Origin of the sequence: Ornithinimicrobium faecis, assembly GCF_023923225.1 — a bacterium.
GTDB classification, from domain to species: Bacteria; Actinomycetota; Actinomycetes; order Actinomycetales; family Dermatophilaceae; genus Ornithinicoccus; species Ornithinicoccus faecis.
Genome location: NZ_CP099489.1, coordinates 467985 through 480999 on the forward strand (window position 1 = coordinate 467985; position 13015 = coordinate 480999).

Annotated in this window: 8 protein-coding genes; 6 read left to right on the forward strand and 2 right to left on the reverse strand. The window is 69.6% G+C overall.

What is annotated here, in order from left to right; all coding sequences use genetic code 11:
• Positions 1–55 precede the first annotated feature (55 nt).
• From NF556_RS02145 to NF556_RS02160, 4 genes are all read left to right on the forward strand, one after another.
• Positions 56–1546 (forward strand): aldehyde dehydrogenase family protein, encoded by a 1491-nt coding sequence (locus NF556_RS02145; protein ID WP_252593864.1) that lies wholly within the window; start codon positions 56–58, stop codon positions 1544–1546.
• Positions 1543–2256, forward strand: a complete 714-nt coding sequence (eda, locus tag NF556_RS02150) for a bifunctional 4-hydroxy-2-oxoglutarate aldolase/2-dehydro-3-deoxy-phosphogluconate aldolase (protein ID WP_252593865.1) — start codon at positions 1543–1545, stop codon at positions 2254–2256. The genes NF556_RS02145 and eda overlap by 4 nt, the downstream gene beginning before the upstream one ends.
• The gene (locus NF556_RS02155; protein ID WP_252593866.1) at positions 2253–3350 is read left to right on the forward strand and encodes a sugar kinase; all 1098 of its coding nucleotides are present in this window, start codon (positions 2253–2255) and stop codon (positions 3348–3350) included. Before eda ends, NF556_RS02155 begins: the two co-directional genes overlap by 4 nt.
• A gap of 265 nt (positions 3351–3615) precedes the next feature.
• Positions 3616–9381 (forward strand): LamG-like jellyroll fold domain-containing protein, encoded by a 5766-nt coding sequence (locus tag NF556_RS02160; RefSeq protein ID WP_252593867.1) that lies wholly within the window; start codon positions 3616–3618, stop codon positions 9379–9381.
• Positions 9382–9490: 109 nt separating this feature from the next.
• On the opposite strand, the gene NF556_RS02165 is transcribed toward NF556_RS02160, so the two are convergent.
• Positions 9491–9715, reverse strand: coding sequence for a tautomerase family protein (locus NF556_RS02165; RefSeq protein ID WP_252593868.1), 225 nt, complete (start codon positions 9713–9715; stop codon positions 9491–9493).
• A gap of 172 nt (positions 9716–9887) precedes the next feature.
• On the opposite strand from NF556_RS02165, the gene NF556_RS02170 reads away from it, so the two are divergent.
• Both NF556_RS02170 and NF556_RS02175 read left to right on the forward strand, forming a co-directional pair.
• Positions 9888–10721: a DUF1775 domain-containing protein gene (locus NF556_RS02170; RefSeq protein ID WP_252593869.1), complete on the forward strand. Its 834-nt coding sequence runs from the start codon at positions 9888–9890 to the stop codon at positions 10719–10721.
• Complete coding sequence (locus tag NF556_RS02175; RefSeq protein WP_252593870.1) at positions 10718–12397, forward strand: copper resistance CopC/CopD family protein; 1680 nt, start codon at positions 10718–10720, stop codon at positions 12395–12397. The genes NF556_RS02170 and NF556_RS02175 overlap by 4 nt, the downstream gene beginning before the upstream one ends.
• A gap of 83 nt (positions 12398–12480) precedes the next feature.
• On the opposite strand, the gene NF556_RS02180 is transcribed toward NF556_RS02175, so the two are convergent.
• Entirely contained in the window at positions 12481–13008 is a 528-nt protein-coding gene (locus NF556_RS02180; protein ID WP_252593857.1) for a YdeI/OmpD-associated family protein, read from the reverse strand.
• Positions 13009–13015: the final 7 nt, after the last annotated feature.

The window sequence follows — 13015 nt, forward strand, 5'->3', positions numbered from 1 at the left end:
ACCGACGAGCTCCGCACCACGCCCCGCACTGACCGCACCTCACGGAAGGCCACCCATGTCCCAGAACCCCCAGATCCTGCCCGCCGTCTCAGAGTTCCTGTCCTCGCCCCGGCAACTGCTCATCGACGGTGAGTTCGTCGACGCGGCGGACGGCCAGACCTTCGACACCATCAACCCCGCGACAGAGCGGGTCCTGGTCAGCGTCGCCCGGGCCTCGGTCGTCGACGCCGACCGTGCGGTCTCCGCCGCCCGCAAGGCGTTCGAGGCCGGGTCGCCCTGGTCGATGATGACCCCGCGGGAGCGCTCGCACCTGTTGTGGCGGATCGGTGACCTCGTCGAGGAGCACACCGAGGAGTTCGCGCAGCTCGAGTCCCTCGACAACGGCAAGAGCCTGGCCTCCGCCCGCGGTGACGTCGGTGTGGCCGCAGAGCTGTTCCGCTACTTCGCCGGCTGGGCGACCAAGATCGAGGGCACCACGATCCCGATGTCGGTGCCGGGTCGGGACTTCCACGCCTACACCCGGCGGGAGGCGATCGGTGTGGTCGCCGGGATCGTCCCCTGGAACTTCCCGCTCACGATGGCCGCGTTCAAGGTCATCCCGTCGATCACCGCCGGCAACACCGTCGTCCTCAAGCCAGCCGAACAGACGCCGCTCACGGCCCTGCGCCTCGGGCAGCTCCTGCTCGAGGCGGGTCTGCCCGCCGGCGTGGTCAACGTGCTGCCCGGGTTCGGTGACGCCGGAGCTGCGCTGGTGGACCACGCCGGGGTCGACAAGGTGGCGTTCACCGGCTCGACCGAGGTGGGCAAGCTCATCGCGGCCGGCGCCTCCAAGAACCTCAAGAAGGTTTCCCTCGAGCTCGGGGGCAAGGCGCCGAACATCATCTTCAACGACGCCGACCTCGAGGCGGCCGTTGCAGGTGCCGCCCTCGCCGGCTACTTCAATGAGGGCCAGTGCTGCGTCAACGGCTCCCGGCTCTACGTCCAGCGCGGCGTCTTCGACGAGGTCATCGCCGGGGTGGCCGAGGCCGCCAAGGCGATCCGGGTTGGCGACGCCTTCGACCCAGCCACCACGATGGGTCCGCTCGTGTCGCAGGAGCAGCACGAGAAGGTCATGGGCTACGTCCGGGGCGCGGTGGCCGACGGCGCGACGCTCACCACCGGCAGCGCGGACCGTGCTGCCGAGCAGGGCTACTTCTTCTCTCCGACGCTGATCACGGACGTCACCGAGGACATGGCCGTCCAGACCGACGAGATCTTCGGCCCGGTCATCACCGCCATCCCCTTCGACACCGAGGACGAGGTGGTCGCCGCGGCCAACAACACCGTCTACGGCCTGGCCGCGGGAATCTGGTCCAAGGACATCGGCACCGCCCACCGGGTCGGCAGCAAGCTGCGGGCCGGCACCGTGTGGCTCAACACCTGGCACGCCGATGACGTCACCCTGCCTCGCGGTGGCTTCAAGCAGTCCGGCTGGGGTCGGGAGCTCGGCGCGTTCGGGCTGGACGACTACACCGAGCTCAAGACCGTCATCGCCGAGCTCCGGTGAGCGCCCTCGTGAGTGAGTCGGCACGACTGAGCCCGACCGCCGTGCTCGGCGGTCACCGGGTCGTGCCCGTCGTCGTCCTGGACGACGTGGGTGCCGCCCCGGCGCTCAGCGAGGCCCTGCTGGCCGGAGGGCTGCCGGTCGCCGAGGTCACCTTCCGCACGCCAGCGGCTGCCGCCGTGCTCCGGCGGCTGGCCGACCGGACGGACCTCGTCGTCGGAGCTGGCACCGTGCTGACTGTCGCCCACGTCGACGAGGCTGTCCAGGCCGGGGCCCGCTTCATCGTCTCGCCCGGCCTGAGCGCGGCGGTCGTGCGGCGCTGCGTCGACCTCGGCGTGCCGGTGCTCCCGGGCGTCGCGACAGCCAGCGAAGTGATGCAGGCGCTGGACCTCGGCCTCGACACCGTGAAGTTCTTCCCGGCCGAGGCCAACGGTGGGCTGACCGCGGTCAAGGCTCTCGCGGCCGCCTTCCCGCAGGTGCGTTTCGTGCCCACCGGCGGCATCACCGTCGACTCCGCGCCGACCTACCTCGCCCACCCCGCGGTGGCTGCGGTGGGCGGCAGTTGGATGGTGGCCGCCGACCTGCTCGCCTCGGGCCGGTGGGACGAGGTGGCCGGGCGGTGCGTTGCTGCCACCAGCCTGTATGCCGTGTCGCCGGGTGATCCCGGCGCTGCCAGTGATGCCGGGGGCCCGGTGGAAGGAGTGGGCTCGTGATCCAGACACGTCCGGAGCAGGAGTGTGAGTTCGACATCGTCGCGCTCGGCGAAGTCATGCTGCGGCTCGACCCCGGTGAGACGCGCATCCGCACCGCTCGGCGGTTCGAGGCCTGGGAGGGTGGTGGGGAGTACAACGTCGCCCGCGGCATGCGGAAGGTCTTCGGCAAGCGCGCTGCCGTGGCGACCGCCCTGGCTGACAACGAGATCGGGCACCTGGTCGAGAACCTCATCATGCAGGGCGGCGTGGACACCTCCCTGATCCGGTGGCAGGCCTTTGACGGCATCGGGCGCACCGTGCGCAACGGGCTGAACTTCACCGAGCGCGGGTTCGGCGTCCGCGGGGCTGTCGGTGTCTCCGACCGAGCCAACACCGCGATCGCCCAGCTGGCGCCGGGCACTGTCGACTGGGACGACCTGTTCGGTCGCCGAGGGGTGCGCTGGCTGCACACCGGCGGCATCTACGCAGCTCTCTCGGAGAGCGCGGCGGCGGTGGCGGAGGAGGCGATGGCTGCCGCCCAGCGGCACGGCACCGTGGTCTCCTTCGACCTCAACTACCGTCCCAGCCTCTGGGCCGGGATCGGTGGGCCGGACGTCGCCCGGGACGTCAACACCCGGTTGGCCTCCCACGTCGATGTGATGATCGGCAACGAGGAGGACTTCACCGCAGCCCTCGGCTTTGAGGTCTCAGACGTCGATGAGCACCTCAGCACCCTGCCGATGGACAGCTTTGAGGCGATGGTCGGCGCCGTGGCGCAGCAGATGCCCTGGTTCAAGGTCATCGCGACGACGCTGCGCACGGTGCACACCGCCAGCGACAACGACTGGCAGGCGATTGCCTGGTCGCCCGAGACCGGCGTCCTCGCCTCCGCGCCGCGCGAGCATCTGGCGATCCACGACCGCGTCGGCGGGGGCGACGGTTTCGCGTCTGGCCTGGTCTACGGCCTGCTGGAGGGGGAGCCCTTGCAGCAGTGTCTGGAGTTCGGGGCCGCCCATGGCGCGCTGGCGATGACCACGCCGGGCGACACCTCGATGGCCACCGTGCAGGAGGTGCGTGCCCTCGCCTCTGGGGGGAGCGCTCGCGTGCGCCGGTGACGCCGCCCTCGCCGCTGACACGTCACCGTTGAGCGGCGCAGTCGCTGCCCCTCACCCCCAGCCAGGTCTGGGTGGTCGACCCCGTGCGGGGGATCGACCACCCAGACCTGTTCTTATTCATGAACTAAGAGTAAAGATTGTTCATGGATCCGGACGAAGTTCTTGATTCTGGTCAACCGAAGCCCCTACGATCGGAGCACCTCGAGGAGCGCCGACCGCACCTGCCGCCCGCCGAGCTCTGTTCGCCGAGCCCTAGGGATCAATGATGAACCTGCTACGTCGGTCTGTCCGTCGGCACCCGTCCACGCGCCTGAATCGTGCCGCAACGCACCTCGTGGCTCTGGTGGCCGCGCTGGCGCTTGTCGTTCCTGTCCTGGGGGGAGCAGCGCAGGCGGCACCCCCCGTCGCCGGCGTCGTTCCCGCCGCGGCGGGCTCCGTCGATGACGGCACGCTCCGGATTCTGTTGTTCTACAAGCCGAACTTCCACGCCTCCCACGTGGAGGCCCGGCAGGCCGTCCGGGACCTCGCGACCCAGCTGGGTGAGGAATATGACCAGCCGGTGGACATCGAGGAGACCGACGACCCCGCGGCCTTCACCACCGAGAACCTGGCGACCAAGGACGCTGTGGCCTTCATGCAGACCGGAGGCGTGCTCTTCAATGAGGCGCAGCGGGCAGCTCTGGAGGCCTACATCCGCGACGGTGGCGGCTACATGGGCCAGCACTACGCCGGGTGGTCCGTGGGTCAGAGCGAGCATGACGTCAACCCCTTCTACGCCCGCCTGGTGGGCGCGGTCTCCGAGGGCCACCCGGAGAACCCGGCCGTCCGACCGGGCCGCGTCGTGGTCTCCGACCCCGACAGCCCGCTGACCGAGGGCCTGCCGGCAGACTTTATCCGCAGCGACGAGTGGTACGACTGGCTAGTCAACCCCGCACCCAACGTGCGCACGCTGCTCGAGGTCGACGAGACGTCATACGGCATGGGTGCCAACGGCACCACCCACCCGATCACCTGGTGTCAGGAGATCGACGCTGGACGCTCCTGGTACTCCGCGATGGGACACGAGGGGACGGCCTACTCCGAGGCCTCGATCCGGACCATGATGAAGCATGGCCTCGCCTACTCGGCGGGCCTGCTCGAGGCCGACTGCTCCCCACCGGTGAAGGAAGAGCAGGGCGAGTGGAGCGGCGTCACGCCGTGGCCGTTGGTGCCGATCAACGCAGCCCTGACCTCCGACGGCATGGTCCAGTCCTTCGGGAGCGTCTCCTCGGGGTGCACCGACGAGACCCCCTACGACTTCAGCGGCAACTCGTGTGTGACCCAGGGCGGCCAGATGGAGATCGACGTGTGGGATCCTGAGGTGGCTCGCACGGCCCACAACGTCCTCGCGGGCGTGCTCCCGAATACGACCTACACGGACCTCTTCTGCGCGATGCAGGTCCAGATGCCTCATCTGCGCAGCACCATGACCGTCGGGGGAGACGACGGGCTGGGGGGCAACGCCCCGAACGACGCCGCCATCGGTGTGACCAGCTACTCGACCAACCAGGGCCTGCGCAACGAGGCTCCGATGAACTATCCGCGGTGGTATCCGACCGGGACGACGCTGCCCGACGGCTCGGTCGTCGTGCAGGGCGGCAGCCTCAAGGGTGGCCCCGGTGGTCCCGGGGTGCTCACCCCGGAGCTCTACACGCCCGCAGAGGGCAACTCGTGGCGGCTGCTGACCGATGCGACCAGCGTCGAGGCCTACGGTGACGGCGGCTCGGGCACTCCCGACGAGAACCGCTGGTGGTATCCCCGCGCCTTCGTCGCCCCCGGCGGTGACGGGACGGTCTTCAACATCACCGGCACCCAGATGTATGACCTCGACCCCTCGGGCGATGGCACGCTGACCCTGCGCGGGACGCTGCCGGCCGACATCGCCGAGCAGGGCGATGACGGCAACCCCGTCGGCGCAACCTCGACCGCCACGATGTACCGCCCGGGACAGATCCTGCAGGTCGGCGGCGGATGGTGGGCTAATGGCGGAGGCCCCGACGGGGCCAAGGCCGGCTTCACGGTCGACATCACCGAAGGCACCGAGGAGCCCGTCATCGCGGCCACGGAGCCGATGACGCACTCCCGCCACTGGGCCACCTCGACCGTGATGCCCGACGGGAACGTCATAGTCACCGGGGGCAGCCGGGAGAACAACGGCAACGGTGGCTATGTGACCAACGCCGAGATCTGGAACCCGGACACTGGAGAGTGGACCGAGGTGGAGGTGCCGCACGAGCACGCCCGTCTCTACCACTCGGTGGCATTGCTGCTCCCGGACGGTCGGATCATGGTCGGCGGCGGAGGCACCCCGGGGCCGCGCAACTACACCGACGTCGAGTTCTACGCCCCGGCCTATCTCTTCGACGGTGACGAGCTGGCAGCGCGTCCCGAGATCACCGAGGTGCCGGCGGAGATCGGCTACGACGGCGCGTTCACGGCGCAGTCCGACAGCGAGATCTCTCGAGTCACGCTGGTCCGCAACGGCTCGGTGACCCACGGCTTCAACAACGACCAGAACTTCCAGGACCTGGCCTTCAGCCAGGAGGGTGGGACCCTCACCATTCAGACCCCGCTCGATGGCACGTATGCACCTCCCGGTGCCTACATGGTCTTCGCCTTCGACGCCGAGGGCACACCGTCGGTCGCCGAGATCGTCCAGATTGACCCGACGGTGGAGATGGACTCCCCGGCGCCGACGGTGGTCGACCAGTTCGAGTACCCGCGGCTGCCGGTGGAGTGGCGGTCCGCCAACCCGCCGGCGATCGTCGACGTTGACCCGGGCAACGGTCGTATGTCGCCCTGGGAGGTGGACACTCAGGTCCAATTGGTCCGTGGTGCCCATGCCAGCCAGGGTGGGCTCGGACTCACCGGCTACCACCTGGGGCTGGGCACGGACGGGAGCCTGACGCGCACCGTCAAGAACCTGGACGAGGGCAGTGAATACCGCATCTCCGTGCGCTACGCCAGGGACAGCCGTTCCGCCGGAACGGCACCTGGCACCGCGCAACTGTCGATCGGCGATCTCAGTGCCGATCTGTCTGCGCCCACGACCCTGTCCTCGCAGGACCCGTTTGGCACCTACGTCGGGACCTTCACGGCGCAGGGGCGGGCGCAGGAGCTGACACTGAGCGCTGGCTCGTCCGGGGCCGGCATCATGCTCGACGATCTGGTGATCGTCGGGACGCAGGCCGGCACCGCTGACGTCCCGGGCCACTATCAGTTCGACGAGGGCGAGGGAGGCTCGGCAGCCAACACCGGCACCCACGCCGGCGTCGGCGCCGCCACCCTCACGGGCACGACCGGCTGGAGCCCAGAGGGCGTCTTCGGCAGCGCCGTGGACCTGCCCGGCGGGAGCAACGACAACGCGGTGGACCTGCCGGACAACCTGCTCCGGGACGAGACGGACTTCACCACCTCGTTCTGGGTGCGCCCCGAAGCGATGGCGAACTGGATCGGCCTGTTCCACATCGGTGACGGCCTCGGTGACGCCGGGAGCTTCTTCCAAGTCCAGATGCAGACCGAGGCCGCCCCCGGTGGCACCGGTTTGGCTGCCACCTTCAAGCAGAAGGGCAGCACCACCCAGGAACGGGTCTATGCGACGCCGACGAAGGATGTCGTCGCCGACCAGTGGAACCATGTGGCCTTCACCAGGACGGGGGCCACGGGCACGCTCTATCTCAACGGAGAGCAGATTGCCCAGCGCACCGACCTGACGATCACGATGGCCGACATCGGTCCGACGGCGAACAACTGGCTGGGGCGCAACGGCTACCCGGACCCCGCCTTCAACGGGCTGATGGACGACCTGCGCGTCTACACCTCGGCGCTGCCCGGGAGTGCCATCGCCGGTCTCTATGCCGACGGTGCGGCCCTCGAGACAGAAGTAGCGATCGAGGTCACGCCGCCCTCACCGTCGCCCTTCGGTGAGCCGATCACGGTCTCGGCGACCGTCACGGCACCCAGTGGAGAAGCCCCGACCGGCGTCGCCGAGCTCTGGGTCGACGGCGCCCGAGTGGGCGGGCAGCTCGAGGTCACCTCCGATGGGGTCGCCTTTCCCGAGGTCGTGCTGACCCCCAGGGCCCACGAGATCGAGGTCCGGTTCCTGGCCGACGAGGGCTGGCGTGACTCTGCCGCGACCATCACCCACACCGTGGAGCGACCTCCCGTCGGGGAGGGAGTTCCCATCCACTACACCTTCGACGAGGGCCAGGGCACCACGGCGGCCAACACGGGCGCCGACCCGTCGGTCGGCCCGGCCACACTGCAGGGCAACGCAGGGTGGGTGCCGAGTGCCCACCACGGTGCGGGTGTCGACCTGCCCGGCTCCGGGCACGTCGCGCTGCCCGACAACATCACCGACGGCATGACGGAGGAAGTCACCCTCTCGACGTGGATCCGGCCGACGACACTGCCCAACTGGACGACCCACGTCCAGATCGGCAAGAGCACCCAGGAGTTCCTGCTGCTCCAGTCGGAGACGATCAACGGCGAGCGTGGCTTCGCTGTCACGCTCCGCAAGGATGGTGGTGAGGAGTTCCGGATCCAGTTGCCCGGGACCACCGATCTGCCGCTCGAGGAGTGGACGCATGTCGTCGTCACCCTTGGCCCCTCGCCGACCGGCAGCGGCACCACGGGCAAGATCTACTTCAACGGCGAGCTGATGCCCGGTGGCGTCCGGGACAACATCCCGGTCTCGATCGGTGACATCGGTGAGGGCGGCACCACCGCCAACTTCATCGGCAACACCAGTTGGAACGACCCTCGACCGACGGAGCAGGTCGACGACTTCCGGATCTACGGTTACGAATTGACTGCTGAGGACGTCCTCGAGCTGTTCGAGGGTGAACCGAATGCGGCGCCGGTCGGCGCAGCCGACGCCTACGGAGCCGTGGAGGGCGAGGTCCTCACGGTGGAGGCTCCTGGCGTGCTGGCCAACGACACCGATGCCGACGGCGACAGCCTGACGGCCACGGACCTCACGCAACCTGCTCACGGCGAGGTCACCCTCGCCGCCGATGGTTCCTTCAGTTACACGCCTGCCGACGGTTTCGTCGGTGTTGACAGCTTCACGTACCGGGCCAGTGACGGGACCGCGACCTCGGCCGCGACGACCGTCACCATCACCGTGGAGCCGGCTGAGCAGCCGCCGGACAACACGGCACCGGTGGCCGCTGACGATGCCTACGACGCGGTCGGAGGTGAACCGCTGACCCTGCCGGCACCCGGTGTGTTGGCGAACGACACGGACGCCGACGGCAACGTCTTGACCGCGACGAGCGTCACACAGCCGGCCAACGGCGAGGTGGCACTGGCCGAGGATGGGTCCTTCACCTACACCTCCGTCGAGGGGTTCGCAGGCAAGGACGTGTTCACCTACCGGGCCCACGACGGGCTGGCCTCTTCGGCGCCGGCCACGGTGACCATCACCGTCAAGTCACCGAGGACCAGTGCCGTGGCTGGCGTCGCCCAGCCCACGGCATACGGCACGGCAGTCACGGTGTCGGTGGCGGTGTCCCCGGTCACGGCGACCGGGGAGGTCGAACTGCGCAACGGTGACACGGTGCTCACCTCGGCCACGGTGGCTCAGGGGCAGGCCACGCTGGTGCTAGCGGCTGGCTCGCTCCCACCGGCTGTTCACGACCTGTCGCTGAACTACCTCGGTGACGGCGACCACCAGCCCTCGTCGTCGGTTGTCAGGGTCGAGGTGCTCAAGGCGCTGCCGACCATGGAGGTCACGGCGGTCCGGCAAGAGAACAGCCGGGCAGTCCTGGTCACGGTGGCACTGTCCGCGCCGAACGAGGTGCCGGTGGATGGCGAGGTGCGCGTGGAGATCGAACGCGGCGAGACGATGACCACGACGATCAGCAACGGTCTGGCCACGTTCGAGCTGCCCAGGGTGCCCAACTTCAATCGGCTGACGATGACCACGACCTATCTAGGCAGTGATCTGGTGGAAGAGGCGGTGAGGACCGTGACCCTCCGAGTCACCTGACCTGAGGGTCACGCACATGACGCGGGCCCGGAAGAGGAATCCTCCGGGCCCGCGCCGTGGTGTGCTCGCGTCGACGGCTGGTGCTGCGCAGTCGTCCTGCCGGCCGAGCTCAGCCGTCGGCCAGCGCCGAGACCACGCCGGCTCGGCTCCCGTCCTCACTGGCGAGGACGCCACCGTTGGCGACGGTGTCGGCCGTGATCTCGGTGAAGACCATGCGGACATCCTGACGACGCGCGCCGAGGATCTCGACGGCGCTGTCTGCGACGGCCTGCGCAAATTCGCGCCGCTGCTCCAGCGACCGACCCTTGAGTAGTTCGACGGTGATGTTGGGCATGTGGGGCTCCTTCGGGGGTGGTGGCGCACGGGTGACCCCGTCGCCTAAGGGTTCATGTATGTGACCGCAGTCCTGCAATCTGGGACCACGTTAATTGACGTTCACATCCTTGACAACAGTTCTACAGGCTGAAACGATGCAGAGAACCATCGTCGTCTTCTGAGGAGCAGTCATGCGCCGTCCACAGGTTGCTCAGCGGGTGGCCTTGTCCGGGGGTCTGGCGGGGTTGCTGGCTGCTGGCCTGGTCCTGGCCGCCGCCACCTCGGCTGCGGCGCACGTGACCCTGGACCCGTCGACGACCGAGGCCGGAGCCCACGCCCGGGTCACTGTGGCGGTGCCGCACGGGTGTGAGGGGTCCGGCACCACCGAGCTGTCCATCAGGATGCCGGAGGGTGTCAGCGACCTCGAGGTCGCGGAGTCCGACGGCTGGTCGGCCTCGGCCGCGGTGGACGGTGTGACCTTCCACGCTGACGAGCCGGTCCCGGACCACGAGCACGCCACCGTGGAGTTCTCGATCCGACTGCCCGACGAGCCGGGCGAGGTGCTCGTCTTCCCAGTGGTGCAGCGCTGCGACGTGGGCGAGGAGGCCTGGACCGAGGTCGCCGAGGATGACGCGAGCCGGGAGGCGTTGGCTCGACCGGCTCCCCTCATCGTGGTGACCGGAACGCCCGCGGCCAGTGACTCACCGGTGACCGACCCGACGGCAGAGGTGGACGCACCCGCACAGACCGACTCAGTCGCGCAAGCCGATTCACCTGCGCAGACCGACTCAGCCCCGCAAGCCGATTCACCTGCGAAGCCCGACTCAGCCCCGCAAACCGACTCGCGCGCAGCGACCGCGACCGTCGAGGCCCCCTCGGCCGAGTCCACGCGTGAGGCCAGTGCCGCTGCGATCGAGGAAGCACCGGCTGACGGCGCCCCGGTCTGGGCGCTTGCCGCCGGCGCCTTGGTCGTGGGTGGCGCGGCAGCGGGCCTCCTCCTGCTGATCCGCCGCCGTCGCTCATGACGTCCGCCGTGCCCCTCGGGCAGGCGAAGCTCCGTCTCGTCGCGGTGCTCAGTTGCCTGGTGGTGCTCCTCCTCGGCATGGTCCCCGCCGCCTCCGCCCACGCGACCCTGATCGGGTCGGACCCGACTGAGGGCGCCGTGCTCGACGTCGCGCCGGAGCGGATCACCTTCACCTTCAACGAGTCGGTGATCGGTGTGCCGTCGGGCACCACCGTCTTCGATGCCACCGGGGCCGAGGTGGCCTCCACCTCGACCGTGACCGGCTCACAGCTCTTTGTCGACCTGGGCGAGGAGGTGGGCGAGGGCACCCTCGTCGTGGTGTGGCGGCTCGTCTCCCGCGATGGTCACCCGATCGGCGGCTCGCTGCGCTTCAGCGTCGGTGGTCCCAGCGATGTGGTGGACATTCCGGGCGCCGCCGCCGCGGACGTCGACGCGCAGCCTCCCGTGCTGCTCACAGCGATGCGCTGGTTGGGCTACCTCGGGCTGCTCGTCGGCGCCGGCGTCGCCGCCTTCAGCGTCCTCTTCCTCCCTCGGGAGCGTGCCGCCGATGCCGCCCGGGGCAGGTTGCGCCGTCTCGTCCGCGCGGCGGTGGTCGTGGCCGCGGTCGGCTGGTGGGCGGCCGTCCCACTCGTGGCAATCTATCAGCTCGGAGTGCCGGCCTCGGCGCTCGCGGACGCCTCAACCTGGGCGGCTCTCGCCGCGTGGGAGTATGCCGTACCGTCGGCTGTCGTCGTTGGCCTCGCGCTGGCCGCGGCGCAGGTGCCGAGCGCCGCGGCGCCCGGTCGCCGGCGCGCCGCCCTGGTGCTGGCCGCTTGCGCGTTAGCGCTCGCCGCACCCGCGCTGACGGGTCACACGCGCGCGGCTTCCCCCGAGGTGCTGGCCATCGGCGCCGACGTGCTCCACCTCGTGGCCGCCGCAGTCTGGCTGGGCGGACTCGTCTCGATCGTCCTCGTGCTTGGCGACCTGGCCGCCCGGGGTGACTCCGGTGCGGTGGTGATCGCCCGGTTCTCTGCGGGCGCGGCCTGGGTGCTCGCGGTGCTGGTCGTGGTGGGTCTCCTGCAGGCCTGGTGGATCGCCGGCTCGGTGCAGGCGCTCATGGACACCAGCTATGGCACGGTCCTGCTCATCAAGGTGATCGTGGCCCTGGTGGCGGTGGCCATCGGCGCGTGGAACCGCCGGGTCTTGCTGCCGAGGCTGCGCGCGGCCACCCAGCGCAAGGACCGGCAGGCGAGCGCCTCCGCGCTGGTGCGGGCCACTGCCGCCGAGGCCGCCATCCTGGTGGTAGTCCTCCTCGTCACCGCCGTGCTGGTGGACCGCAGCCCGCAGGCCGAGCTCACGGCCGCGTCGGAGGACCAGTCATCCGAGGTCAGGCAGAGCGTCCAGCTCGAGGCGATCGCCGCGGACATCGTGCTGGCCCCGGCCGCGGTTGGACCAAACACCCTGACCATCGAGATGACCGACGCCTCCGGTGCTCCCGCCGAGGGATATGAGACGCCTCGGCTTAGCGTTTCCTCGCCTGCTGTCAATCTCGGGGAGGTGGTGGTCCGCTCCCGCGCTCCGGGTGTTTACTCCGGCGACATCGTGCTGCCGACGAACGGGGAGTGGACGGTTCACGTGTCGCTGCGGACATCGGAGTTCGACAACCCGGTGCGCACGGTGCAGATCACCGTTCCCTGAGCACACGTGGCGCTCAGTGGTGCGATACCTGCGCTTGCGGGTGGCGCGCAGATAGAGCGAGACTGCGCGCGCCTGCCAGCTGGTCACCCGACCTCGATGAGCTTGCCGCTCCTGGAGAGCTCAGGGTCGGTGCAGGAGGAGAGGTCGAAGCAGCAGGGGCGTCGCTTGCCGTCCTCCAACTTGGAGATGGTGACCTCGACGCGGCGCTCGCGCGTCTGCGGGCTGCGGGTCGACTGGACCCAGCGCACCCACTCCCAGCGGGCCATCGGGGTCAGGCTGGCCCACGTCTCGGCGAGCTCGGGGGCATCGGCCAGGGCAGCGTCGAGGTCGCTGGGCAGCTGTGGCTCGGGCCAGGCCTTGGTCGGCGTGAGCTGACCGGTGACGCTGGCGCCGTCGGTCAGGGACAGGGCCTCCTGGAGTGCCTCGTCGACCGCGACCCAGTGGCCCTTGCGACCGTCTGGCTCGAGCACCATCGTGCGGCTGTGGCCGTTGAGCTCGGCCTCGACCGCGACCTGACCGCGAGAGGGCAACTCCTGGCTGGCCTCCTGCGGCAACGGCACGATGAGCCGGTCGCCGATGCGCTGCGTCTGTGCCTCGAAGGTGATGGTCATGCTGACC